This window comes from Streptomyces sp. NPDC037271 (assembly GCF_055603605.1).
Window position 1 is genome coordinate 125,528 of sequence record NZ_JBVJVN010000006.1, and the last position, 25,265, is coordinate 150,792.

Genomic DNA, 25,265 nt, shown 5'->3' on the forward strand with positions numbered 1-25,265 from the left:
GATGAGCGCCGCCCCCGTCTCTACGCCGGTTCGAGGAATCCCTGCTCCACCAGCAGCCGGATCTGCGCGGGCGTGCGGTCGCGCAGCGCCACCGGGTCCTCGCCCACCAGCTGGGCGATGGCGTCCAGGATGCGGCCCGCGCTCATGGTGCCGTCGCAGACGCCCGCGAAACCGGCGCCGACGGTGTCGACCCGGGTGGCCCGCCGCATCCCGCGGTTCTGGCGCAGGACGACGTGCTCCGGGTCCTCGGCGCCGGGCAGTCCGACCTGTTCCTGGACGACCTCGCCGGCCAGCGTGAAGTGCGCTTCGAGCAGGGCCGCGTCGTCGTGTGCGCGCAGGTAGTCGACACGGTCGAAGTACGCGCGCACGGTCTCGCCGAGCGGCTGCTCGATCGGGTGCGGCCATTCCTCGACCACGACGGAGGGCTCGGCGGCCGCGGTCCGGCGCAACGTGATCCAGCCGAAGCCGACCGCCCTGACCTTGCGCGCGTCGAACTCGTCCAGCCACGCGTCGTAGCGCGCCTGGTAATCGGCCGCGTCGCCCCGGTGGTCGCCCGCGTCCCGGAGCCACAGCTCGGCGTACTGCGTGACGTCCTGCACCTCGCGCTGCACGATCCAGGCGTCGCAGCCGCGCGGCACCCAGGAGCGCAGCCGGTCCGTCCAGTCCTCCCCCTCCACGTGCTGCCAGTTGGCGAGGAAGTGCGCGAACCCGCCCTCGTTCAGGCGCTCCCCCGTCTGCTGAACGAGCGAGCGGCACAGATCGTCCCCGCCCATCCCGCCGTCGCGGTAGGTGAGGCGGGCGCCCGGTGAGATCACGAAGGGCGGGTTGGAGACGATCAGGTCGTACGTCTCGTCGTCGTGGACCGGCTCGTAGAGGGATCCCTCGCGCAGCTCGGCGGCCGGGGCACCGGACAGGGCGAGCGTGAGCGCGGTGATGTGCAGCGCGCGCGGGTTGACGTCGGTCGCCGTCACGCGCGTGGCGTGCGCGGCGGCGTGCAGAGCCTGGATGCCGGAGCCGGTGCCGAGGTCCAGGGCCGCGGAGACGGGCGTACGGACGGTGAGGCCGGCGAGGGTCATGGAGGCGCCTCCCACACCGAGGACGACGCCCTGGGCGTGACTGCCGGTGCCGCCCGCCCGTCGCCCGTCCTCGCCCCTTCCAGGAGCGCCGACGCGCACCCCTCCCGCTCCGCCGACCGCGCATCCCAGGTCGGAGACGATGAACCAGTCCTCGCCCCCGGGCCCCCCGTACGGCCGTACGTCCACGGTGGCCGCCACCTCGTCGTCACCCGCGCGGACGAGCCACCCGCTCTCCAGGCACGCGTCGACGGGCAGCACCTCCTCCACGCGCGCGTGGAGGACGGGTTGCTGGAGCAGGAAGAGCCGTACGAGCAGTTCCAGCGGCGTGTCGCCGCGGGTGGCCCGGAGCGCGGGCACGGTCTCGCTGCGCGACAGCGCCGCGTAGGCGGGGGCGCCGAGCAGCTCCAGCAGTCCGTCGGCGGTGAAGGAGGCCCCGAGCAGGGCGTCCCGCAGCCGGGCGGTGACGTCGGGGCGGTCGGCGGAGGGCAGGGGGGAGAGGCTGGCGTTACTCACTCCCCCATTGTGGCCCGGAGTCCCGCACCTCGCTGGGGCCCTGCGCCCGCACCTCGTGCGGTTCTGTGGCCGCACCTCGCTGGGGCCCTGCGCCCGCACCTCGTGCGGTTCTGTGCCCGCACCTCGCTGGGACCCTGCGGCCCGTGCCCCGCCCCGTGTCCGTGCGGCGGAGGTCAGCCGGCCGCGGCCGACGGCGTCCCCGAGGCCGACTTGCAGCTGGCCTGCTTGGCCATCGCCTGGCCGACGTCGCCCTCCTCGAGGGTCTTCAGCGCGTCGCTGCCGCTCTTGCTGAGCTTGTTCAGTTCGGTGGCGATGCCCTTGAGACCGTCGGCGAACTTCGCCTGGTCCTTGGTGTCGAGGGCCTCCACCTGTTTCCTCAGGGAGGCGTACGACGAAGAGAGGCCGTTGAGCTCGGCGACCGCGTCCTTCTGCTTCTTCTCGCCATCCTCGACGTCCGGCGCCCCGGCCTTCTGGACGGCTCTGCCCATCGCCTTGTAGGCGTCGGACATGTCCTGGAACGCCTTGGCGTCGGTCTTCTGGACCTCGTCCGGCGTGCTGTTGTCCGAGGTCTCCTTCTGGATCGCCGCGTTGGCCGCCTCGATCTTCTTGGCCTGCGGCTGCACTCCGTCGCAGACCTCCTTCGCCCAGGAGTCCAGCTTGTCGTTGTCGTCGCTGCTGCTGCATCCCGTCAGCGCCAGTACCAGTACCGCACCGCCGGACAGTGCGGCCGCGAGCTTCTTGTTCACCGGATTGGTCCCTTCCATGGCTCTCGGCCCCGGAACATACACGCCGGACGGGGGACCTCCGCAGGACGAACATCCGTTAAGACCGTATTGCAGCCATTTGCATCAAGAGAGAGAAGGCTCACGATGAAGGGCGCGCACGCGCACGACGCGGGCGTACGGCGCGTCAATACGCGCCGTACGCCCGCCTTTTGCCCTTCGTCTCCAGGAGAGACCGCTGTCGGAATCTACGAAACCACCGCCGGATCGGCCGACTTGGGCTCCCGGTCGGCGTCGCCCTCGTCGCCCATGGCGATTCCGCGCCGCTTGGAGACGTAGACCGCCGCGGCGATGACGACGAACGCGACGACGGCGATCCCCACCCGTACGCCGATGCTCTTGTCGGCGCCGTAGGAGAACTTGATGACCGCCGGAGCGATGAGCAGTGCCACCAGGTTCATGACCTTGAGCAGGGGGTTGATCGCCGGGCCCGCGGTGTCCTTGAAGGGGTCGCCGACCGTGTCGCCGATGACGGTGGCGGCGTGGGCCTCACTGCCCTTGCCGCCGTGGTGACCGTCCTCGACGAGTTTCTTGGCGTTGTCCCAGGCACCACCGGAGTTGGCGAGGAACACCGCCATCAGCGTGCCCGCGCCGATCGCGCCCGCCAGGAAGGCGCCGAGCGCGCCCACACCGAGCGTGAACCCGATGAAGATGGGCGCCATGACGGCGAGCAGCCCGGGCGTGGCGAGTTCGCGCAGGGCGTCCCTGGTACAGATGTCGACGACCTTGCCGTACTCGGGTTTCTCGCTGTAGTCCATGATCCCGGGCCGCTCCCGGAACTGCCGCCGCACCTCGAAGACCACGGCGCCCGCCGACCGCGACACCGCGTTGATCGCCAGCCCCGAGAAGAGGAAGACGACCGCCGCGCCCGCGATGAGCCCGACGAGGTTGTTGGGCTGCGAGATGTCCATCATCAGGCTCATCGGCGCGCCCTCGCCGCTGAGTTTCTCGCCCACGTCCGCCGCGCCGGTGGTGATGGCGTCGCGGTACGACCCGAAGAGGGCCGCGGCGGCGAGTACGGCGGTGGCGATGGCGATGCCCTTGGTGATGGCCTTGGTGGTGTTGCCGACCGCGTCCAGGTCGGTGAGCACCTGGGCGCCGGCTCCCTCGACGTCGCCGGACATCTCGGCGATGCCCTGCGCGTTGTCGGAGACCGGGCCGAAGGTGTCCATGGCGACGATGACACCGACCGTGGTGAGCAGGCCGGTGCCGGCCAGTGCCACGGCGAACAGCGCCAGCATGATGGACGTACCGCCGAGCAGGAACGCCCCGTAGACGCCGAGGCCGATCAACAGGGCGGTGTAGACGGCGGATTCGAGACCGATCGAGATACCGGCGAGGACGACGGTGGCGGGGCCGGTGAGCGAGGTCTTGCCGATGTCCTTGACGGGGCGTCGGGTGGTCTCGGTGAAGTAGCCGGTGAGTTGCTGGATCAGGGCGGCGAGCACGATGCCGATGGCCACCGCGACGAGTGCGAGGATCCGCGGGTCGCCGTCCCGGCCCGCGATCGCCGCGTCGGTGACGCCGTCCAGGTCGGAGTACTTTCCGGGCAGGTAGACGAAGACGGCCACCGCCACCAGCGCCAGCGAGATCACCGCGGAGATGAAGAAGCCACGGTTGATCGCGCTCATGCCGCTGCGGTCGGACCGGCGGGGTGCCACCGCGAAGATGCCGATCATGGCCGTGACCACGCCGATCGCCGGCACCAGCAGCGGGAAGGCCAGTCCGGCGTCGCCGAACGCCACCTTGCCGAGGATCAGCGCGGCCACCAGGGTCACGGCGTACGACTCGAAGAGGTCGGCAGCCATGCCCGCGCAGTCGCCGACGTTGTCACCCACGTTGTCGGCGATGGTCGCGGCATTGCGCGGATCGTCCTCCGGAATGCCCTGCTCGACCTTGCCGACCAGGTCGGCGCCGACGTCGGCGGCCTTGGTGAAGATGCCGCCGCCGACTCGCATGAACATCGCGATCAGCGCGGCGCCGAGGCCGAAGCCCTCCAGGACCTTCGGGGCGTCGGCCGCGTACACCAGCACCACGCAGCAGGCGCCCAGCAGGCCGAGTCCCACCGTGAACATGCCGACCACGCCGCCCGTACGAAAAGCGATCTTCGTCGCTTTGTGCGAGACGAGGGTGAGGTCTTTTTGCGGTTCGCCGGGAGCGGGTGTCGCTTCCCGCGCCGCCGCGGCGACGCGTACGTTGCTGCGCACCGCGAGCCACATGCCGATATAACCGGTGGCCGCCGAGAACGCCGCGCCGATCAAAAAGAAGATCGATCGTCCGGCCCGCTGATTCCAGTCGTCCGCAGGCAGCAGCATGAGCAGAAAGAACACGACGACGGCGAATACGCCGAGCGTACGAAGCTGCCGGGCCAGGTAGGCGTTCGCGCCTTCCTGGACGGCCGCCGCGATCTCCTTCATCCTGTCGGTTCCCTCGCCCGCCGCGAGCACCTGGCGCACCAGGACGCCCGCGAGCACCAGCGCTGCCAGCGCGACGACCGCGATCACCGCGACCAGGGCACGGTTCGAGTCGGTCAGGACGGCGGCTGCGACGGTCGAGGTGTCACCCAGCTGATGAGGGGTGGAAAGCTCCGCCATTCGTCCTCCTTGACGCTTGGACTGAGCTCAAGATGTGGACGGGATTGTAGGTACCGGAACCTGATCAAAACAGTGCACGACAAAAGGAATTGACCTGTCAACCCAAAGGGGCCAGAAGTAGTAATGGCCTTCCGGCATTAGCGGCGATCACCTGACGTTCGCATTGCCGTGATCCATTTTCTCGCACGATCGATCGTGAATGAATTCACTTATCGCCCGTACGGCACCACTGTATGTGCGGGCCTCGCCTTCCGCACATGACGAAGGGCCCTACGAGGTAGGGCCCTTCGGGTGACTTGCGGGCTTGCGGGCTTGCGGGCTTGCGGGTGACTGCGTGAGGCCCTGGGTCCGGGGTGGCCCGGGTCCGGGGTGGCCCGGGTCCGGGGTGGCCCGGGTCCGGGGTGGCCCGGGTCCGGGGTGGCCCGGGCGGGCGTCAGACCGGCGGCAGGATCGCCGGTGCGGTCGGCCAGGTCATGCGGATCAGTCCGCCGTCCTCGCCGGCCGTGACCTCCACGTCGTCGACGAGTCCGCTGATGACAGCGAGACCCATCTCGTCCTCCTCGGCCTCCGCGTCGTCGACGGCGCCCGGGTTTCCGGCCCCGGGTACCGCGTGCGGCGCCTCGTCGCCGACCTCGATGGAGAACTGCTTCTCCTCCTCGATCAGCGACACCTTGACCGGCGCGGTGATGCCGACGTGCTGATGCAGGCCCACGGCTCGGGAGCAGGCCTCGCCGACGGCGAGCCTGACCTCGTCGAGGACGGCCTCGTCCACTCCGGCCCTGCGTGCCACCGCCGCCGCCACCAGACGGGCGGTGCGGACATGCTCGGGCAACGCGCTGAAGCGGAGTTCGACGGTGGCCATGCGTCCCCCTCGGAACTACGGGCGTGCTTACGGAGGTCCGGGCCGCCGACAGCCCGGACCTCCCTTGTACTGCTGCGGTCCCGGGCCCAGGGGCCCGGGACCGGTCGTCAGTCGGTGGCCGCCACCGCTTCCTCGACCGAGGTGTGAATGGGGAACACCTTGGTGAGGCCGGTGATACGGAAGATCTTGAGAATGCGCTCCTGGTTGCAGACCAGGCGCAGCGAGCCCTCATGGGCACGCACGCGCTTCAGTCCGCCGACCAGCACGCCGAGCCCGGTGGAGTCGAGGAAGTCCACGCCCTCCATGTCGACGACGAGGTGGAAACTCCCGTCGTTCACGAGCTCGACCAGCTGCTCTCGCAGCTTGGGCGCGGTGTATACGTCAATTTCGCCACCGACCTCGACGACCGTACGATCGCCGACGGTACGGGTCGACAGGGACAGGTCCACGGATCCTCCAGCACCTTGCTATCGAGCGGTCGTCCCTCGGGACACCTCGGCTTGAAGCCCCCAGGACGGTTCGCCAGCCGCGATGGCATTCAATCACTTACCGGCGGGCGTGCACGACGCCTTGGTCCCATTGTCCGTCACGCCAGTGACAGACTCGGTGCCGATGGCCAAGAATCACCGATCCGATCGACCCCCGGCGGAGCCCGGCTCCCGGCCCGATCCGGGCATGCTCCTGGACCGGCTCGCCGCGGGACCGAGCCGGGCTACGCGCATCACTCATACGGAGCACTTGCCCCCGCGTGCGGGTCGTCATGCCGCCTGGCCGGACCGGATTCGGCCGGAGGTCGTCGCGGCGGTACGGGCCGCGGGCATCGAACAGCCCTGGGCCCACCAGGCACGCGTGGCCGAGCACGCCCTGGACGGCGACTCGGTGGTCGTCGCCACCGGCACCGCGTCCGGCAAGTCCCTGGCGTACCTGGTGCCGGTGCTGTCGACGCTCCTGGACGGATCAGAGGCCCCCAACGGGCGTGGCGCCACCGCCCTCTACCTGGCACCGACCAAGGCGCTCGCCGCCGACCAGTGCCGGTCGGTGAAGGAACTCTCACAACCTCTCGGCACATCCGTGCGAACCGCGGTGTACGACGGCGACACGCCGTTCGAGGAACGCGAGTGGATCCGCCAGTACGGCACCTACGTGCTGACCAACCCGGACATGCTGCACCGCGGCATCCTGCCGTCCCATCCCCGCTGGTCCTCCTTCCTGAAGTCGCTGAAGTACGTCGTGATCGACGAGTGCCACACCTACCGGGGCGTCTTCGGCTCCCATGTGGCCCAGGTGCTGCGAAGACTGCGCCGGCTGTGTACGCGCTACGGCGCGTCGCCCGTGTTCCTGCTCGCCTCCGCCACCTCCGCCGAGCCCTCGGTCGCGGCCCGGCGGCTCACCGGACTGCCGGTGGTCGAGGTCGCCGACGACGCCTCACCGCGTGGTGAACTGGTGTTCGCCCTCTGGGAGCCGCCACTGACCGAGCTGGAGGGCGAGAAGGGCGCGCCGGTCCGCCGCACGGCCACCGCCGAGGCCGCCGACCTGCTCACCGACCTCACCGTGCAGGGAATGCGTTCGATCACCTTCGTCCGGTCCCGGCGCGGCGCCGAGTTGATCTCGGTGATCGCCCAGGAACGCCTGGCCGAGGTCGACCGCTCGCTGGCCCGGCGCGTGGCGGCGTACCGCGGCGGCTACCTCCCCGAGGAGCGCCGCGCCCTGGAACGCGCCCTGCACTCCGGTGAGCTCCTCGGTCTCGCGGCGACGAACGCCCTCGAACTCGGCCTCGACATCTCCGGCCTGGACGCCGTGGTGATCGCCGGCTATCCGGGCACTCGGGCCTCACTGTGGCAGCAGGCGGGCCGGGCGGGACGGTCCGGGCAGGGGGCCCTCGCGGTGCTGGTCGCCCGCGACGATCCGCTGGACACCTTCCTCGTCCACCACCCCGAAGCCCTGTTCGACCAGCCCGTGGAGTCCACGGTCCTCGACCCCGACAACCCGTACGTACTCGCCCCCCACCTGTGCGCGGCGGCGGCCGAGCTGCCTCTGACCGACGAGGACCTGACGCTGTTCGGCCCCGCCTGCGAGGAGTTGCTCCCCCAGTTGGAGGAAGCCCGGCTGCTGCGCCGCCGGACCCGGGCCTGGCACTGGACGCGCCGGGAAAGGGCCGCCGACCTGACCGACATCCGCGGGGAGGGCGGACGTCCGGTCCAGGTCGTCGAGGCCGGGACCGGCCGGCTGCTGGGCACGGTCGACGCCGGCGCCGCCCACACGACGGTCCACGAGGGCGCCGTGCACCTCCACCAGGGGCGCACGTATCTCGTCCGGTCCCTGGACCTGGAGGACTCCGTCGCGCTGGTCGAGCAGGCCACCCCGTCGTACTCCACGGTCGCCCGCGACACGACGGCGATCTCGGTCCTGGAGACCGACACCGAGGTCCCCTGGGGTGACGGACGCCTCTGCTACGGCTCCGTCGAGGTCACCAACCAGGTGGTCTCCTTCCTGCGCCGGCGCCTCATCACCGGTGAGGTCCTGGGCGAGACGAAACTCGACCTCCCCCCTCGGACGCTGCGCACACGCGCGGTGTGGTGGACGGTCACCGAGGACCAGCTGGACGCGGCCCGGATCAACCCGGAGATCCTCGGCGGGGCCCTGCACGCCGCCGAACACGCCTCGATCGGCATGCTTCCCCTGTTCGCGACCTGCGACCGCTGGGACATCGGCGGCGTGTCGGTCCCCCTGCACCCGGACACGCTGCTGCCGACGGTCTTCGTGTACGACGGCCACCCGGGCGGCGCCGGTTTCGCCGAGCGCGCCTTCCGTACGGCCCACGACTGGCTCACCGCCACCCGGGAGGCCATCGCCTCCTGCGACTGCGACGCCGGCTGCCCGTCCTGCATCCAGTCCCCCAAGTGCGGCAACGGCAACGAGCCGCTGCACAAGCGGGGCGCCGTACGGCTGCTCACGGTGCTGTTGCGTGGGGTGGCGGAGGGGTCGGAGCGGGGTGCGGAGCCGGGGACGGCGCCGAAGCCGGTGACAGAGCCGGAGACGGGTCCTGCCGCGGGTAGGGAGGCGGGGTAGGCGGGGGCCCCGCCAGGAACCCCGTCGACCGGCCCTCGGTCGGCACGGCCACGGTCGGATCGACACCGGTCGGATCGACACCAGCCGGGGCGACACCGGTCGGCGGCACGCCCGTAGCCGGGCCTGCTCTCGCCCGGACCTCCGCCGCGAACGGCCCCCGGCCCGAAGCCGCCGTCACGTCCGAGGTCTGCCCGGTGAGCACGCATCGCACCAACCGCGTCCCCTGGGCACGCGCGACCCGGTCCGCCCGGGCACACGCCGCCCTGCCGCCCTGTGCCCAGTGGTCCGCCGCCGCGAGCGCTGCCAGATCGGCGCCGCCGGCCGCCCGGTGCCGAACCACGACAGCCTGGCCCAGGGCCAGCACGATGCCGAACACCAGGCACAGAACAGCAATGGCTCCGACGCTCCACACAGTGGCGGAGCCCCGGTCGCAGGCGGAGGCGGAGGCGACGCCCGAGCCCCCACCGGGGCCGGGGACCGATCCGATGCCCGAGGCCGATCCCGAGCCCGGGTCGAGCCCGGAGCCCGGGTCGAGCCCAGAGCCCGAGCCCGAACCTGAGCCGGGGTTGGGTCCCGCGGCCGAGCCCGAGCCACCGTTGAGACCGGAGCCGGGGTTGGAGCCCGAGCCCGGGCTGAGGCCCGAGCCCGGGTCTTCTGAGCCGAAGTCGGAGCCTGAGCCGATGCCAGTCCCCGAATTAGACCCCGAACCAGGTACCGAGCCAGGTACCGAGCCACGAACGGGCTCAGGGGCGGGCTCGGGGCCGGGCCCAGGACCCAGGGCGGTCACCGCGCCGAGCGACACATCGCCTCTCATGGCCCCGCCCCCACCGTCTGCTCCACCGAAGCCACGGCCTCCTCCCGCACCTCGAAGGGCAGGCCGTGCAACGCCGGCGGCTCGGCCACCACGACCACACGGACCCGGCCCTCCTCCCGGCTGACCGTGACCCGCGCTCCGCGCGGTGCCGCCTGCTCGGTGGCCTCGACTACCGCGTCGGCCGGATCCTGCCGGGCCGCCGCACGGGCCCCCGTCCGCGCCGCGTCCACGCACTGGATCTGAGCCGCCACGACAAGCAGCCCGCACACCAGCGCCATCGCGAACACCACCAGCACCGGCAGCACCACGGCCGTCTCCGCGGTCACGAACCCCCTGTCCAATCCTCTGCCGAAGCGGTTGCCGGAGCCTCTGCCGGTTCCTCGGCGGGATCCCGTCCCCGCTGCCCGCTCACATCCGCGCATCGAGTGCCTGCTTCACGATGCCCTGCAGCTCCGCGCTGACCGCACCGCTCGTCACCACCTTGTAGAGCACCACGGCGAACGCCACCGCCGCGACGATCCCCATCGCGTACTCGGACGTGACCATTCCCGCGTCCCGCCGTGCCGTACGTACTGCTCCGCGCACCCGGGCACTCAACCGTGCCCGTGCCGCCCGACACACCCGACACACCTGATACATCTGATACATCGCAACCCCCGTAAGGTCCGTTCTCGTTGCTCACTCACTCGTTCGTCGGTCACTCACTCGTGGGCTCCGCGCCCTCCGCTCCGGTCCGTCAGCCACCACCCCCTCCCTCTCCCAGCACCCCGCCCGCAAGGCCGATCACCACCGGCAGCACGCCCACCGCGATGAACGCGGGCAGGAAGCACAGCCCCACCGGAGCGGTGACCATGACGGCCGCCCGGCGGGCCCGGGCCGTCGTGGCGCGAGCCCAGTCGGCACGGGCCTGGGCCGCGAGCCGGGCGACCGGACCGGCCGCGGGCAGGCCGGACACGTCGGCCCGCTCCAGTAGCCGCGCCAGCGGACCGGCGCCCGGAACCGCGGCCAACCCGCGCCAGGCCCCGCCCGGTTCACCGCCGAGCCGGACCTCCGCCGCGCCGTGCCCCAACGCGTCCCCGACGGGTCCGCCCAGGGCGTCACCCACCGCCTGGGCCGCCGCCACCGGACCGGCACCCGCCGCGATGCAGGCCGCCAGCAGATCGGCTGCCAACGGAAGTTGACGAGCGGCGTCCGCGGCCACGGCCCCCGCCGCTTCCCTCCCGGAGGCCGACCGTCGGGAGCGCCAACGCCACAGCCCTGCCGCACCCACCAGCCCCACCACGACGCCGACGACACCCCCGACCAGAGCCCATCCCGCGCCCACCGTGCCCACCAGCGGCAGCCATCCGCGGACGGCGTCCAGCAGCTCGGCCCGCCGTGGGGTGGCGCGGGCCGGTTCGGGGGCCAGCAGCCCGGTGAGCCGTCTGCGCACCGTCCGCTCCCGCCGCACGGCTCCCAACCCGCGCGCCAGCCATCCGGCGACCAGCACCGTCCCTGCCACTGCCCCCACCACGGACCCAAGCCCGTGGACCACGTCCCCGTTCACGACACCGACTCCGCTCCACGCACGATCCGCGACACCCACCACACGCCCAGGCCCTCCAGGAACCCGCCGGCCAGCAGGCAGCCCAGCCCGGCCCCGGTGTGCAGCAGCACGCGCAACGGGTCGGAACCGAGGGCGACTCCGAGCAGGAGGCCGAGGACCGGCAGGCCGGCGAGTATCACCGCCGTGGCGCGCGCACCCGCCAACTGGGCGCGCAGGTCGGAGCACTGATCACGTTCGGCGCGCAGTGCGCCCTCCAACCGGTCGAGCCCGGCCGCGAGTCCGGCACCCTGGTCGACGGCGACCCGCCAGCACGCCGCGAGCCCCCGCAGCCCCTCGGCACCCGGTTGCCGCGCCGCCGCCGCGAGCGCACCCGGGACGTCCCCACCGAACCGGGCCGCCGCCAGCACCGCCGGCTGCGCGTCACCGAGCCCTCCGGAGTCGTGCGCCGCACACAGCAGTGCCTCGCCCGGCTGGCGGCCCGCCCGCACCTCCCCGGCGAGCACCCCGCACAGCGCGATCACCGCGTCCCGCCGGCGCTCCCGGGCCCACCGCTCTCGGCCTGCCAGGCGTGTCCGGCGCAGCACCGGCACCCCGGCCGCACCCGCGACGACCGGCAGCACCGAATGGCCCAGTACCGCCAGCGCCACCCCAACCGTCAACGACCACCACTCGGGCCTCAGCCGACCGCGGACGCACCGCAGCCCGTCCGTCACCAGGCGCACCGTGGGCGGTCCGGTACCGGCCGTCCCGCCGTCGGCGAACACCCGTCGCGCACGCCGCGCCCCGGAGTGCCACCCGCTCCCGGCCAGCCACGCCGCCGTCGCCAGACAGACCAGGGCCACACCCGTCGACAGCTCACCCGTCCCCGTCACCCGTACGCCTCCCGTCCGTCGGCGCGCGCTTCGAGACCGCCACCGCGCAGCAGCTCCCGCAATCGCTCCCAGCCGCACTCGGCCACGAAGGCCTCCGTGCCCCACCGCAGCGCCGGCACCGTCCGCACCAGCCCCGACGGGTCGCGCTCCAGTACGTGCACCTCGGCGATCCGACGCCGTCCGGTTCGGTCCCGTACCAGGTGCAGGACCACCGAGAGCGCCGCCGCGAGCTGACTGTGCAGGGCCGCCCGGTCGAGGCCCGCGGCCGTACCGAGTGCCTCCAGCCGGGCCGGTACGTCGGCAGCTGCATTGGCGTGCACCGTCCCGCAGCCGCTGTGACCGGTGTTCAGCGCGGCCAGCAAGTGGGCCACTTCGGCGCCGCGCACCTCGCCGACGACGAGCATGTCCGGACGCATGCGCAGTGCCTGCCGAACCAGGTCCTCCAGGGTGACCAGGCCCGCGGCCTCCTGGTTGGCGGGCCTGGTCTCCAGGCGGACCACGTGCGGGTGGTCCGGCCGCAGCTCCGCCGAGTCCTCGGCAAGGACGATGCGTTCGTCCGGTCCGACGAGCCCCAGCAACGCACTCAGCAGCGTCGTCTTCCCGCTGCCGGTACCGCCGCTGACGAGGAAGGACAGCCGTGCTCCCAGCAGCGCGCGCAGTACGCGGTCGCCGCCGGGCGGCACGGTGCCCGCCGTCGCCAGTTCGTCGAGCGTGAACGCACGCGGCCGTACCACCCGCAGCGACAGACTCGTGCAGCCGACGGAGACCGGTGGCAGTACCGCGTGCAGCCGGGTGCCGTCGGGCAGCCGGGCGTCCACCCACGGCCGGGCGTCGTCGAGCCGGCGCCCGGCGACTGCGGCGAGGCGCTGCGCGAGCCGCCGTACGGCACCGGCGTCCGGGAAGGAAACCGTCGTCAGCTCCAGGCCGCCGCCCCGGTCCACCCAGACCCGGTCCGAGGCGGACACCAGTACGTCGGTCACCGTGGGGTCGGCGAGCAGCGGTTCCAGCGGTCCGCTGCCGACGAGCTCCGACCTCAGCTGCTCGGCGGCGCCGAGGATCTCGGCGTCCCCGAGCACCCGCCCCTGCTCCCGAAGGGCCTGCGCCACGCGCGCGGGCGTCGGCTCGGCCCCACTCTCGGCGAGCCATCGCCGGACACCGTCGAGCATCCCGGGAGCGGGGCCCGGGTCTCTCACGGAAGCCGGCGCCGAAGGGCGCCCGTATGCCGGTTCCGGAAGCCGCCCGGAAACCAGTTCCGGAAGCCGCCCGTGGACAGAGGACGTCCGTGAAGCCCAGCGCGGGACCACCCGCCCGGTCGGTCCCGCGTCCGTCCCGGAAGGCCGGCGGCTCGGTGCCTGGGCCCCTTCCGCGGCCGGTCCTCCGCATCCTCCGAGAGCCCCGTCCGGCAACCGTTCGTCAGCGGGCTCCGGTGCCGCACCGGAGCCCGTCCCCCCGGGCACCGGGGAGGTCGGCACTACCGCGGACTCCCCGGCAGCCGGCTCCGCGCACCCGGCTCCGGTCCTCTCGGCCGGCACGCCACCGCTCGGCACACCGCCACCCGATCCCTCAAGGTCCGCAGGGGCCCTCATGCCGCCCCGCCCGTCTCCACCAGCGCCCGCTCCCAGAACTCCCGGCAGAAACGCGCCAGCGGGCCTCGTGCGGACGTGCCCGGGGGGCGCCTGCTCTCGGTGGCGCGCAAGAGCCCGGACTCGATGGGCACCTCACCGACCAGGGGCAGTCCGAGCAGCCGGGCCACCTCGCGGTCGTCGAGCCCGGAGGCGTACGGACCGCGGACCGCGACACGGAGGTCGCGCAGGACCATGCCGACCGCTGCGGCCACCCGGTCCGCCGCCGCGACGGCCCGCAGTTCGGCCGGGACGAGGAGGAGGCCGACGTCGAGCTGGGCGAGGACTTCGGCGACGCCGTCGTCGATCCGGCGCGGCAGGTCGACGACGACCGTGCCGCCCCTGCGCCGGGCCGCCGCGAGCACCGCCCGTACGGCCTGGGCCGGCACTGTGACGCGGTCCCCCCGGTCCCAGCTGAGTACGCGCAGCGAGTGCAGCTCGGGCAGTGACTCCTCCAGGGCGCCGCCGCCGACCCGTCCTCGCGAGGCCGCGAACGCGGGCCACCTCAGCCCCTCGGCCGTCTCGCCCCCCAGGAGGACGTCGAGGCCGCCGCCCAGCGGGTCGGCGTCCACGAGGAGGCTGCGCATCCCCTCGCGCGCGGAGGTGACGGCGAGCGCGCAGGCCAGTGTCGACGCTCCGGCGCCGCCCCGGCCGCCGATGACGCCGACGGTGAGCGCGGGCCGGCCGACGCCTTCGGCGACGTCGGCGATGCGGTCGACCAGCCACTGCTCACCGTCGGGCAGCATCAGGACGTGGTCGGCGCCGATCTCGACGGCCCTCTGCCAGACCCCCGAATCGTCCTGGTCGCGGCCCACGAGGACCACCCCCCGTCTCCGCACGGCTCCGCGCACACGCCGCGCGGCGTCGTCGCCGACGAGGACGAGCGGCGCGGCTTCCCAGCTGCCCCGCTGTCCGGCGGCAGCCCGTACCGCCGGCACCGAGTGGTGCACCTCCGGCGTGGCACCGGCCGCCGCGCACAGACGCAACAGGTCGTCGAGCAGTTCGGTGTCCTCGGTGACGATCAATGGCCCGCTCTGCCGCCCCTCGGCGGCAGGCGGCGGGTCGTTGACGATGGTTCCGGTCATGACTCGCGTCCCCCTTCGCTGCGACTTCCGCGGTCGCGCCCGACATCTGTGGCCTCGCGCGGCCCTCGCGGCCCCGCGATTCGCAATCGCGTGAAGAACCGGCAACCGGTCCCCACGTGAACGGCCGGCGTGAACGCCCGATGTGAACACCGACTTGTACGTCGGCTTGAACTTCGGTCGATCCCGGCCATACGCGTCCTGCAAACACAACCGGCCGTAGAACTCGACGCGGCCCGGACGCATGGGAATCACGGTGCACCGATCCGGGAAATCGTGTGGATCTTGGTCGAAAACTGTGGACAACTCGACGGTTGTGAATATCGCCCCCACAAACCGCGGAGCCCCGCCCCTCCCCCGCTCCGCCCCGCCCACGACTCCCGGAGAGCAGTGCGACGACTACCCTCCGTCAGGAAGCATGGGCATGACAATCCATACTCGGCACCGTCACAGCACACGGCCCTGGAACATGAGATGAGAAGAAAAACCCACCCGGACATGCGACGACCCCCGCCGGGGGGGAGAGCGGGGGTCGTCTCCACGGCCGACTCGGGGGGGGGGGGAGGAGTCGGACCGGGTTAGCACGGTCGCGAACGATCCGTGACTTCCATGGTGTACCCGAGAGCCATCTCAGGCAAACCCACGCGCCCCACCTTACGCCGAATGGGCTGCGCCTATGCTCGGGGTCGTGGAAAACCACTCCTTGCCGCACTCCATGCCCCGCGCAGCCGCCTTCTTCGACCTGGACAAGACGGTCATTGCGAAGTCGAGCACACTCACGTTCAGCAAGTCGTTCTACCAAGGCGGGCTGATCAACCGCAGGGCTGTCTTGCGTACCGCATATGCCCAGTTCGTGTTCCTCGCGGGTGGAGCCGACCACGACCAGATGGAGCGGATGCGCGAGTACCTCTCCGCGCTGTGCCGCGGCTGGAACGTCCAGCTGGTCAAGGAACTCGTCGCCGAGACCCTGCACGACCTGATCGACCCGATCATCTACGACGAGGCCGCCTCCCTGATCGAGGAGCACCACACCGCCGGCCGGGACGTCGTGATCGTCTCCACGTCGGGCGCCGAGGTGGTCGAACCCATCGGCGAGCTGCTCGGTGCCGACCGGGTGGTGGCGACCCGCATGATCGTGGGCGACGACGGCTGCTTCACGGGAGAGGTGGAGTACTACGCGTACGGCCCCACCAAGGCGGAGGCGATCCGGGAGCTGGCCGAGTCCGAGGGGTACGACCTGACCCGCTGCTACGCCTACAGCGATTCGGCGACCGACCTGCCGATGCTGGAGTCGGTCGGCCATCCCCACGCGGTGAACCCGGACCGGGCACTGCGCCGCGAGGCTCTCGCGCGCGAGTGGCCGATCCTCGACTTCCATCGTCCGGTACGGCTCAAGCAACGGATCCGGGGCTTCTCCGTACCGCCGCGCCCTGCGCTCGTGGCCGCCGCCGCGGTGGGCGCCGCAGCGGCCACCGCGGGTCTCGTCTGGTATGCGAGCCGGCGGCGGTCCGCGACCGTACGGAGCAGCCCGGGAAGTCGCTCTTTCACCCGCGTATGAGCGGGAAGGTAAAGAAGTGCAGCGTGCACTTCCGCTTGCCCCGGGCCAGGAGTACAAAGGACTCAACGGCCCGCGAGACCAAGGACATCCGAAAGGATCACCTTAAAACCGCATTTGGCCCCACGGACCGAGCATGGACATCGGGCACCCACGCGACGTCGACCCGTCGATTACGGGCCAGCCGCACCAGGTGACGGGCAAAGTTCCCGACCTGATGGGCAACATATCGAGGACGCCTGGTAACCCGGTGGTCATGCCAGCGGCGGTGCGAGTACTCGTACCGCCGCATTTACGTCCCGCCCGGCACGCCACGCGCCCGACACGGCTCCCCGGGCTCCCTGCCCCTGGGCGCGTCCCACGTTCCTACGCGGCCCCGCGCTGGAGCGCCTCGCACACCGCCGTCGACTCGCGCGCGCCCAGCTCGACCGCCCTGCCGCAGTGGGCGATCCACGCGGCCACACCCTCCGGGGTCGCGGAGACGTAGCCGTCCAGCGCCGTCAGGTAGGCGGCGCGCCCGAGCTCGGCATGGCCGACCTCGGCCGGGCAGACGGATTTGGGATCGAGACCGCTGTTGATCAGGACGATGCGCGCGGCCGCGCGCGCGACCAGGCCGTTGTGCGAGGTGAAGGGACGCAGCGCCAGCAGCTCACCGTGCACGACGGCAGCGGTCACCAGTGCCGGCGCGGAACCACCCGCCATGACCAACCCGGCCAGGCCGTCCAGGCGGCCGTGCGCCTCCTCGGCGTCCGGCAGCGGCAGCCGGACGAGCGGCTCGTCCACCGGCTCGCCCTGCCGGCGGGGCCGTCCCACCTGATCGGCCTTGGTCGCGGCCGCCACCAGGTGCAGCCGGGCCAGCACCCGCAGCGGAGACTGCCGCCAGACGGACAGCAGTTGCCCCGCCTCGGCGGTCAACCGCAGAGCCGCACCCACCGTCCGTGCCTCGTCGTCACCGCTGAAGTCGGTCCGCCTGCGCACCTCCTCCAGCGCCCAGTCCGCCCCGGACAGCGCCGCCGAGCTCCGGGCGCCGCGCAGTGCGGCCTCGGAGGTGATCTCGTTGCTGCGGCGCCGCATGATCCGGTGGCCGTACACCCGGTCCACGGCCTTGCGCACGGACTCCACGGACTCGGCCACGCCGGGCAGTGCGCCCAGGGCCGCGAGCGGATCAGCGGTCGCGCCTGTCGTACTCATGAGTACGACCCTACGCATCCCGACGCCACACCCCACGAATGAGTGGTCTTCTTCACGTAGACCTGGGACCACCTACCACCCACAGCTATCGCTTCACTACTCTTGGTGAACATGAAAATTGCTTTCGTCGGGAAGGGCGGCAGCGGCAAGACCACCCTGTCCTCCCTGTTCATCCGCCATCTCGTCGCCACCGGTGCACCCGTCGTCGCGGTCGACGCCGACATCAACCAGCACCTGGGGGCCGCGCTGGGGCTCGACGAGGAGGAGGCGGCCTCGCTGCCCGCGATGGGCGATCACCTCCCGCTGATCAAGGACTACCTGCGCGGGACCAACCCGCGCATCGCCTCCGCGACGAAGATGATCAAGACGACTCCGCCCGGCGCCGGCTCGCGTCTGCTGCGGTTGTGCGAGGACAACCCGGTCTACGACGCCTGCACCCGGCCGGTGGAACTCGACGGCGGGGCCGTCCGTTTGATGGTCACCGGGCCCTTCACCGACGCCGACCTGGGAGTCTCCTGCTACCACTCCAAGACGGGAGCGGTGGAGCTGTGCCTGAACCACCTGGTCGACGGCCGTGACGAGTACGTCGTGGTCGACATGACCGCGGGCTCGGACTCCTTCGCCTCCGGCATGTTCACCCGTTTCGACATCACGTTCCTCGTCGCCGAGCCGACCCGTAAGGGGGTCTCCGTCTACCGCCAGTACAAGGAGTACGCCCGCGACTTCGGCGTCACCCTGAAGGTCGTCGGCAACAAGGTGCAGGGGCCGGACGACCTCGACTTCCTCCGCGAGCAGGTCGGGAGCGACCTGCTGGTGACCGTCGGGCACTCGGACTGGGTGCGCGCCATGGAGAAGGGCCGGCCGCCCCGGTTCGAGCTCCTGGAGGAGCCCAACCGCCGTGCGCTGCACACCCTGCACACGGCCGTCGCCGCGACCTACGAGCTGCGGGACTGGGCGCGCTACACGCACCAGATGGCCCACTTCCACCTGAAGAACGCCCGTAGCTGGGGCAACGAGCGCACCGGGGACGACCTGGCAGCACAGATCGACCCCGGTTTCGTCCTCGGCGAAGGTGTCGCCGCGCCGGTGTGACGGCACCCTCGCCACCCCCACCACCGCCTCCGGCGCCCTCACCACTTCCGCTGGATGCAGCCTCCGCGATTCCCACCCCCACCGCCTCCGGCGCGCCGCTTCCGCCGGACCCGGTTCCCACGCCGGGCAGTGGACTCACACCTCCGCTGGCCCACACGCACCACCGGGCTCGTTCCACCACCGGACCCACACACTCCAGCGGGCCCCACGCTCCGCCGGAACCACACGCTCCGCCGGCACCATCGCCTCCGCCGGACCCGCTCCCTCGCCAGCTCCGCCGGAACCATCACCTCCACCGGCCCCGCCTCCTCGCCGGCCCCGCCGGAGCGGTCAGCGCTTGGCGGCCGGCGCCCCTGGCACGCCCTTCGGCGCCGGTGCGGGACCGGCCGCGAGGAAGGACGCCCAGCCCTTCTTCGGGGCCTCACCGACGTCCAGCGTGCGCAGCTTCTTCAGAACCTTCGGGTCCTGGGCGTCCAGCCAGTCCACGAGCTGCCGGAAGGAGACACAGCGCACCTCGTCCTTGGTGCACACCTCCTCGACGACCTCCTCGATGGCACGCATGTAGGTACCGCCGTTCCAGGACTCGAAGTGGTTGCCGATGATCAGGGGCGCCCGATTGCCGTCGTAGGCCCGCCGGAAGCCCTGAAGCAGGCCGTCGCGCATCTGGTCGCCCCAGAGCTCGTGCTTGGCGGGGTCGCCCTGCGTCGTGGTGCCCGACTGGTTGACCATGAAGTTGTAGTCCATGGTGAGCTGCTCGAAGGTGTGCCCGGGGAACGGCACCAGCTGCATCGACACGTCCCACAGCCCCCGCTTCTTCTTCGGCCAGACCTGGTCGTTCACGCCACTGCTGTCGTAGCGGAAGCCCATCTCACCGGCGGCCCGCACGAAGTTCTCCTGGCCTTCCAGGCACGGGGTGCGGGCCCCGATCAGCTCCTTGTCGTAGTCGAAGGGGAGGGGGGCCGCGTTCTTCATCCCGGTGTTGGTCTTCCAGGTCTTCACGAACTGCCTGGCCTGCCGGATCTCCTCCTTCCACTCCTCGACGGACCACTCGCCGACGCCGCCGCCGCTGCCGCAGAAGTGACCGTTGAAGTGGGTGCCGATCTCGTTGCCCTCCAGCCACGCCAGTCGCAGCTGCTCGACGGTGTCCGCGATGCCCTGCTCGTCGTTGAAGCCGATGTCGGAGCGGCCCGGGGAGTGCTGCGGCGGACGGTACAGATCCCGCTTCTCCTCCGGCAGCATGTACACGCCGCTGAGGAAGTACGTCATCGTCGCGTCGTTCTCCTTGGCCACTTCACGGAAGTGGGAGAACAGCTTCTGGCTGTCCTCGCCCGCGCCGTCCCAGGAGAACACCACGAACTGCGGGGGCCGCCGGCCGGGCTCGAGGCGTTCGGGTCTGGGGAGATGCGGCTGGGCCCCGGTGTACGCGGTGGAACCGTCACCGATCAGCCGGACCGCGTTCTCGGGTGCGGGCGCCGCTTTCCCCTTCTCCTTCCCCGGACCGTTCGTCCCTTCACCGGAACCGGAACCGCTGCCGATCGCGCAACCGGCGAGCGACGCGGCGCAGACCGCGGCGGCGATCGCGGTACGCGCGGCGATCCTGTGGGTGGCGGCCATGTTCCGCCCACCTTCTTCCTTCTCTCGGGCCAACGCCGACGAGGCGATGTCGGGTGCTGAGCCGGGATGTGCCGTCAGCGCCGTCAAGGTGGCACGAAAGCGAGAAGGAATTAGTACGACAAGCCGATGAAATACCCCATTCACTCGGTTGAGCGGCCCATTACTCCATTTGCGCGAAAAATCTATGCCTTCCCTTTACTCTGGATTACGATCTGTTTACCGAGCGCGACGATTTGCGCACTCGGCGAGTGCTCGGTGAGTGCTCGGCATCCCGCCGTGACCCACGGCCGCGAACCGTCCCCGCCCAGCGGTGGACCGACCATGACCGCGACCGCGCAGCCCCGGAGGAGACGGGAAACAATGTCAGCCTGCGTACCCGCCCGGGCCGATTCGGCCCGAACCAAGCACGTCCATCCACCCCACAGCCCGCCACCCCGCGGCCCCCGGCGCTTCCGCGTCGCGGGCGCCGACGTGTCGGCCTCGATCGCGGTCTTCCTGATCGCCCTGCCGCTCTCCCTCGGGATCGCCCTCGCCACCGGCGCCCCCCTCCAGGCCGGCCTCGTCGCGGCCGCGGTGGGCGGGATCGTCGTCGGACGGCTCGGCGGCTGCCCACTCCAGGTCAGCGGTCCCGCCGCCGGACTCACCGTGGTCACCGCCGACCTCATCGTGCGCTACGGATGGCGTACGACCTGCGCCATCACCGTGCTCGCCGGGCTCGCCCAGCTGGGCCTCGGCTGCCTGCGCGTGGCGCGCTCCGCGCTCGCCGTCAGCCCCGCCATCGTGCACGGCATGCTCGCCGGCATCGGCGTCACCATCGCCGTCGCCCAGCTGCACATCGTCCTCGGCGGCACCCCGCAGAGCTCGGTGCCCGACAATCTGCGGGCCCTGCCCGCCCAGCTGGCGAGCCCGAGACCGGCGGACCTGGCCGTGAGCGTGCTGACCCTGACCCTGCTGCTGCTCTGGCCGCGGGTCCCCGGCCGGGCCGGGCAGCTCCTGGGCAAGGTCCCCGCCGCCCTGGTCGCCGTCGCCGGCGCCACCGTGGTCGCGGCCCTCGCCGGGCTCCGCCTGCCCAAGGTCGACCTGCCGTCCTGGAGCAGCCACGCCCTGGCCACGCTGCCCGACGGCCCGGTGCTCGGCCTGATCGCCGCCGTCCTCACCACCACCCTGGTGTGCAGTGTGCAGTCCCTGCTCGGCGCGGTCGCCGTGGACAAACTGGTCGCCGCCCGGCCGGGTCTGAGCGGCCGGGTGAAACGCTCCGACCTCGACCGCGAACTGCTCGGGCAGGGTGCCGCCAACATCGTCTCCGGATCGCTCGGCGGACTGCCCATCGCCGGTGTGGCCGTGCGCAGTTCGGCGAACGTGGGCGCGGGCGCCGTCAGCCGGAACTCCACGATGCTGCACGGCGTTCTCGTAGTGATCGCCGCACTGCTGATGGTCCCGGCCCTGGAGTTCATCCCGCTCGCCGCACTCGCCTCCCTGGTCATGTCCGTCGGCCTCAAAATGGTGTCCCTGAACCACATCCGCACGGTGACCCGCCACCGTGAGGTGCTGGTCTACGCGGTCACCACCTGCGGCGTGGTGTTCTTCGGCGTCCTGGAGGGCGTCGCACTGGGCATCGCCGTGGCCGTCGGCGTCGCCCTGCAGCGCCTGTCCCGCACCCGGATCACGCACGACGAGACGGAAGGAGTCCATCATGTCCACGTCCGGGGCCAGTTGACGTTCCTCGCCGTGCCGAGACTCAGCCGGGTCCTGCACCAAGTCCCCCAGGGAGCCGACACCGTCGTGGAGTTGGACGGGTCGTTCATGGACCACGCGGCCTACGAGACGCTGCAGGACTGGCAGAAGACGCACACCGCGCAGGGCGGCTCCGTCGACATCACCGGCCGCCGTCCCGGCACCCGCATCTCCGAACCGGCCGATGCGGACGGCTGCCGCTGCCGCCCCTGGACACCCTGGCGCAACCACCAGTGCGAGCGCCCGCAGCCGGCGCCCCCGCCCGGCGCCGACCGGCAGGACGGCACCGGAGAGTCGTCCGGGACGACGACCGGTCCGAGCGGCGCCGACGGTCCGGCCACGCTCACCGGACGCGGTGGCCCGGGCAGGGCCGCCGGATCCAGCGGACGGGAACTGGCGCGTGGCATCAGCGCGTTCCAGCGCAACACCGCCCCGCTGGTACGCGGCGAACTGGCCCGGCTGGCCCGTGAGGGACAGCAGCCCTCCCAGCTGTTCCTCACCTGCGCCGACTCGCGGGTGGTCACCTCGATGATCACCTCCAGCGGCCCCGGTGACCTCTTCGTCGTGCGCAACGTGGGCAATCTCGTGCCGCTGCCCGGCGAGGAGAGCGGCGACGACTCGGTGGCCGCCGCGATCGAGTACGCGGTGGACATCCTGAAGGTGCGGTCCATCACGGTGTGCGGACACTCCGGCTGCGGGGCCATGCAGGCACTGCTCAGCGCCGAGCCCGGGGGTGCGCGGACGCCGCTCAAGCGGTGGCTGCGGCACGGGCTGCCGAGCCTGGAGCGCATGCCCGAGGACGAGGCTGCCCGGCCCCGGCTGGCCGGACGCCGCCCCACCGACGCGGCCGAGCAGCTCTGCCTGGCCAACGTGGTCCAGCAGTTGGAGCACCTGCGCGCCCACGACGCGGTGTCCCGGGCGCTGCGCGCCGGGGACCTGGAACTGCAGGGCATGTACTTCCACGTGGGCGAGGCCCAGGCGTACCTGCTCTCCGAGGACGCCGAGGGCGCGGTGTTCGAGCTGGTCCTCGAGACCGACCTGACCACCTGAGCCGTACGGGTAGCCGGGCGCGGGGAGTGTGAGCGTCGTAACAGGCGCTGAACCCCGCGCCGCCGGCGTCCGTGGGTACTGATGACCACTGGCCACGAGGGCGAACGACCACCAGACAGGTCTAAACCAGTTGTCCGTCGACCCTTGTCATCGGCCCCCCGGGTCTGATGAGCTGTGGCCTGGGACACAACGGACAACCCTGAGAACGGGAGATGTCGTGAGCAACGAATCCTTGGCCAACCTGCTCAAGGAAGAGCGCAGGTTCGCGCCCCCCGCCGACCTGGCCGCCAACGCCAACGTCACGGCGGAGGCGTACGAACAGGCCAAGGCTGACCGGCTCGGCTTCTGGGCCGAGCAGGCCCGCCGGCTGACGTGGGCCGAGGAGCCGACCGAGACCCTCGACTGGTCGAACCCGCCGTTCGCCAAGTGGTTCAAGGACGGCACGCTGAACGTCGCCTACAACTGCGTGGACCGGCACGTGGAGGCCGGGAACGGCGACCGCGTCGCCATCCACTTCGAGGGCGAGCCCGGCGACAGCCGCGCCATCACCTACGCCCAGCTCAAGGACGAGGTGTCCAAGGCCGCCAACGCCCTGCTGGAGCTGGGCGTGCAGAAGGGCGACCGGGTCGCCGTCTACATGCCGATGATCCCCGAGACGGCGATCGCGATGCTGGCCTGCGCCCGGATCGGCGCCGCCCACTCGGTCGTCTTCGGCGGCTTCTCCTCGGACGCCCTCGCCACCCGCATCCAGGACGCCGACGCCCGCGTCGTCATCACCTCCGACGGCGGCTACCGGCGCGGCAAGCCGTCCGCCCTCAAGCCCGCCGTCGACGAGGCCGTCGAGCGCGCCGGCACCGTCGAGCACGTGCTCGTCGTCCGCCGCACCGGCCAGGACGTCGCCTGGGACGACTCCCGCGACAAGTGGTGGCACGAGACCGTCGAGCGCCAGTCCGCCGAGCACACGCCGGAGGCGTTCGACGCCGAGCACCCGCTGTTCATCCTGTACACGTCCGGCACGACGGGCAAGCCCAAGGGCATCCTGCACACCTCCGGCGGCTACCTCACGCAGACGGCGTACACGCACTGGGCCGTCTTCGACCTCAAGCCGGAGAGCGACGTCTACTGGTGCACCGCCGACGTCGGCTGGGTCACCGGCCACTCGTACATCGTCTACGGCCCGCTCGCCAACGGCGCCACGCAGGTCATGTACGAGGGCACGCCGGACACCCCGCACCAGGGCCGGTTCTGGGAGATCGTGCAGAAGTACGGCGTGACGATCCTCTACACGGCGCCCACCGCGATCCGGACGTTCATGAAGTGGGGCGACGACATCCCCGCGAAGTTCGACCTGTCCTCCCTGCGCGTCCTCGGCTCGGTCGGCGAGCCGATCAACCCCGAGGCCTGGATCTGGTACCGCAAGAACATCGGCGCGGACGCCACCCCGGTCGTCGACACCTGGTGGCAGACCGAGACCGGCGCCATGATGATCAGCCCGCTGCCCGGCGTCACGGACGCCAAGCCGGGCTCCGCCCAGCGCGCGCTGCCCGGCATCTCCGCCACCGTCGTCGACGACGAGGCGAACGAGGTGCCGAACGGCGGTGGCGGCTACCTGGTCCTCACCGAGCCGTGGCCGTCGATGCTGCGCACCATCTGGGGCGACGACCAGCGGTTCATCGACACGTACTGGTCGCGTTTCGAGGGCAAGTACTTCGCCGGTGACGGCGCCAAGAAGGACGACGACGGCGACATCTGGCTGCTGGGCCGGGTCGACGACGTGATGCTGGTCTCCGGCCACAACATCTCCACCACCGAGGTCGAGTCGGCGCTGGTCTCCCACCCGTCGGTCGCCGAGGCGGCCGTGGTGGGCGCGGCGGACGAGACGACCGGGCAGGCCATCGTGGCCTTCGTGATCCTGCGCGGCACGGCGGCGGAGACCGAGGACCTGGTCACCGACCTGCGCAACCACGTCGGCGCCACCCTCGGCCCGATCGCCAAGCCCAAGCGGATCCTGCCGGTGGCCGAGCTGCCGAAGACCCGGTCCGGCAAGATCATGCGGCGCCTGCTGCGTGACGTGGCGGAGAACCGGCAGCTCGGGGACGTCACCACCCTGACCGACTCCACCGTCATGGACCTCATCCAGACGAAGCTCCCCGCGGCGCCCAGCGAGGACTGAACCGTCCGTTCCGAGGGCACCCGG

At 71.6% G+C, this 25,265-nt stretch carries 18 protein-coding genes and 1 pseudogene; 5 read left to right on the forward strand and 14 right to left on the reverse strand.

The features are described 5' to 3' along the window. Positions 1–20 precede the first annotated feature (20 nt). The 5 genes from ACZ7G3_RS14050 to bldG all read right to left on the reverse strand — a co-directional run bounded on the left by ACZ7G3_RS14050 (position 21) and on the right by bldG (position 6,276). Positions 21–1,589 (reverse strand): DUF7059 domain-containing protein, encoded by a 1,569-nt coding sequence (locus tag ACZ7G3_RS14050; RefSeq protein WP_470925593.1) that lies wholly within the window; start codon positions 1,587–1,589, stop codon positions 21–23. A gap of 173 nt (positions 1,590–1,762) precedes the next feature. After that, positions 1,763–2,353: a small secreted protein gene (locus ACZ7G3_RS14055; RefSeq protein ID WP_470925594.1), complete on the reverse strand. Its 591-nt coding sequence runs from the start codon at positions 2,351–2,353 to the stop codon at positions 1,763–1,765. Positions 2,354–2,559: 206 nt separating this feature from the next. Further along, the gene (locus ACZ7G3_RS14060; RefSeq protein WP_470925595.1) at positions 2,560–4,965 is read right to left on the reverse strand and encodes a sodium-translocating pyrophosphatase; all 2,406 of its coding nucleotides are present in this window, start codon (positions 4,963–4,965) and stop codon (positions 2,560–2,562) included. 433 nt (positions 4,966–5,398) lie between these two features. Further along, complete coding sequence (locus tag ACZ7G3_RS14065) at positions 5,399–5,827, reverse strand: ATP-binding protein (RefSeq protein ID WP_426601292.1); 429 nt, start codon at positions 5,825–5,827, stop codon at positions 5,399–5,401. 107 nt (positions 5,828–5,934) lie between these two features. Continuing rightward, a complete protein-coding gene (gene bldG / locus ACZ7G3_RS14070) occupies positions 5,935–6,276 on the reverse strand; it encodes an anti-sigma factor antagonist BldG (RefSeq protein ID WP_003975386.1) in 342 nt (113 codons plus the stop codon). Positions 6,277–6,358: 82 nt separating this feature from the next. Here bldG and ACZ7G3_RS14075 point away from each other — a divergent pair, with 82 nt between their 5' ends. Then, complete coding sequence (locus ACZ7G3_RS14075; RefSeq protein ID WP_470925596.1) at positions 6,359–8,896, forward strand: DEAD/DEAH box helicase; 2,538 nt, start codon at positions 6,359–6,361, stop codon at positions 8,894–8,896. A gap of 85 nt (positions 8,897–8,981) precedes the next feature. On the opposite strand, the pseudogene ACZ7G3_RS14080 reads toward ACZ7G3_RS14075, so the two are convergent. The 7 genes and pseudogenes from ACZ7G3_RS14080 to ssd all read right to left on the reverse strand — a co-directional run. Then, positions 8,982–9,383 (reverse strand): annotated as a pseudogene (locus tag ACZ7G3_RS14080) (Rv3654c family TadE-like protein); the annotation flags it as partial. Positions 9,384–9,706: 323 nt separating this feature from the next. Further along, entirely contained in the window at positions 9,707–10,036 is a 330-nt protein-coding gene (locus tag ACZ7G3_RS14085) for a TadE family type IV pilus minor pilin (protein ID WP_470925597.1), read from the reverse strand. Positions 10,037–10,118: 82 nt separating this feature from the next. Next, entirely contained in the window at positions 10,119–10,349 is a 231-nt protein-coding gene (locus tag ACZ7G3_RS14090) for a DUF4244 domain-containing protein (protein WP_470925598.1), read from the reverse strand. Positions 10,350–10,446: 97 nt separating this feature from the next. Next, positions 10,447–11,256 (reverse strand): type II secretion system F family protein, encoded by an 810-nt coding sequence (locus ACZ7G3_RS14095; protein WP_470925599.1) that lies wholly within the window; start codon positions 11,254–11,256, stop codon positions 10,447–10,449. Beyond that, a complete protein-coding gene (locus ACZ7G3_RS14100) occupies positions 11,253–12,128 on the reverse strand; it encodes a type II secretion system F family protein (protein WP_470925600.1) in 876 nt (291 codons plus the stop codon). Before ACZ7G3_RS14100 ends, ACZ7G3_RS14095 begins: the two co-directional genes overlap by 4 nt. Then, positions 12,125–13,294: a TadA family conjugal transfer-associated ATPase gene (locus tag ACZ7G3_RS14105; protein WP_426601298.1), complete on the reverse strand. Its 1,170-nt coding sequence runs from the start codon at positions 13,292–13,294 to the stop codon at positions 12,125–12,127. The genes ACZ7G3_RS14100 and ACZ7G3_RS14105 overlap by 4 nt, the downstream gene beginning before the upstream one ends. Before the next feature lie 416 nt (positions 13,295–13,710). Next, a complete protein-coding gene (gene ssd, locus ACZ7G3_RS14110; RefSeq protein WP_470925602.1) occupies positions 13,711–14,835 on the reverse strand; it encodes a septum site-determining protein Ssd in 1,125 nt (374 codons plus the stop codon). A gap of 673 nt (positions 14,836–15,508) precedes the next feature. Between ssd and ACZ7G3_RS14115 the strand changes: the two genes are divergently transcribed. Beyond that, positions 15,509–16,390: an HAD family hydrolase gene (locus ACZ7G3_RS14115; RefSeq protein ID WP_470925604.1), complete on the forward strand. Its 882-nt coding sequence runs from the start codon at positions 15,509–15,511 to the stop codon at positions 16,388–16,390. A 363-nt stretch (positions 16,391–16,753) separates the two neighbouring features. Here ACZ7G3_RS14115 and ACZ7G3_RS14120 read toward each other — a convergent pair whose 3' ends face one another. After that, positions 16,754–17,578, reverse strand: coding sequence for a Fic family protein (locus tag ACZ7G3_RS14120; RefSeq protein WP_426601301.1), 825 nt, complete (start codon positions 17,576–17,578; stop codon positions 16,754–16,756). Positions 17,579–17,689: 111 nt separating this feature from the next. On the opposite strand from ACZ7G3_RS14120, the gene ACZ7G3_RS14125 reads away from it, so the two are divergent. Further along, positions 17,690–18,670: an ATP-binding protein gene (locus ACZ7G3_RS14125; protein ID WP_470925605.1), complete on the forward strand. Its 981-nt coding sequence runs from the start codon at positions 17,690–17,692 to the stop codon at positions 18,668–18,670. 330 nt (positions 18,671–19,000) lie between these two features. Here the strand turns inward: ACZ7G3_RS14125 and ACZ7G3_RS14130 are convergent, their stop codons facing one another. Further along, positions 19,001–20,284, reverse strand: coding sequence for a polysaccharide deacetylase family protein (locus ACZ7G3_RS14130; RefSeq protein ID WP_470925607.1), 1,284 nt, complete (start codon positions 20,282–20,284; stop codon positions 19,001–19,003). Between the two features lie 360 nt (positions 20,285–20,644). Here ACZ7G3_RS14130 and ACZ7G3_RS14135 point away from each other — a divergent pair, with 360 nt between their 5' ends. Then, the gene (locus ACZ7G3_RS14135; RefSeq protein ID WP_470925609.1) at positions 20,645–23,068 is read left to right on the forward strand and encodes a SulP family inorganic anion transporter; all 2,424 of its coding nucleotides are present in this window, start codon (positions 20,645–20,647) and stop codon (positions 23,066–23,068) included. Positions 23,069–23,285: 217 nt separating this feature from the next. Next, on the forward strand, positions 23,286–25,241 hold the full coding sequence (gene acs, locus ACZ7G3_RS14140) for an acetate--CoA ligase (RefSeq protein WP_470925611.1): 1,956 nt from the start codon (positions 23,286–23,288) through the stop codon (positions 25,239–25,241). Positions 25,242–25,265: the final 24 nt, after the last annotated feature.

Coding starts and splice junctions, on each gene's coding strand:
- ACZ7G3_RS14105 (WP_426601298.1), bottom strand. CDS start 13,294: ATGCTCGACGGTGTCCGGCGATGGCTCGCCGAGAGTGGGGCCGAGCCG.
- ACZ7G3_RS14120 (WP_426601301.1), bottom strand. CDS start 17,578: ATGAGTACGACAGGCGCGACCGCTGATCCGCTCGCGGCCCTGGGCGCA.
- ACZ7G3_RS14125 (WP_470925605.1), top strand. CDS start 17,690: ATGAAAATTGCTTTCGTCGGGAAGGGCGGCAGCGGCAAGACCACCCTG.
- ACZ7G3_RS14115 (WP_470925604.1), top strand. CDS start 15,509: ATGCTCGGGGTCGTGGAAAACCACTCCTTGCCGCACTCCATGCCCCGC.
- ACZ7G3_RS14090 (WP_470925598.1), bottom strand. CDS start 10,349: ATGTATCAGGTGTGTCGGGTGTGTCGGGCGGCACGGGCACGGTTGAGT.
- ssd (WP_470925602.1), bottom strand. CDS start 14,835: ATGACCGGAACCATCGTCAACGACCCGCCGCCTGCCGCCGAGGGGCGG.
- ACZ7G3_RS14060 (WP_470925595.1), bottom strand. CDS start 4,965: ATGGCGGAGCTTTCCACCCCTCATCAGCTGGGTGACACCTCGACCGTC.
- ACZ7G3_RS14135 (WP_470925609.1), top strand. CDS start 20,645: ATGTCAGCCTGCGTACCCGCCCGGGCCGATTCGGCCCGAACCAAGCAC.
- ACZ7G3_RS14130 (WP_470925607.1), bottom strand. CDS start 20,284: ATGGCCGCCACCCACAGGATCGCCGCGCGTACCGCGATCGCCGCCGCG.
- ACZ7G3_RS14075 (WP_470925596.1), top strand. CDS start 6,359: ATGGCATTCAATCACTTACCGGCGGGCGTGCACGACGCCTTGGTCCCA.
- ACZ7G3_RS14055 (WP_470925594.1), bottom strand. CDS start 2,353: ATGGAAGGGACCAATCCGGTGAACAAGAAGCTCGCGGCCGCACTGTCC.
- ACZ7G3_RS14065 (WP_426601292.1), bottom strand. CDS start 5,827: ATGGCCACCGTCGAACTCCGCTTCAGCGCGTTGCCCGAGCATGTCCGC.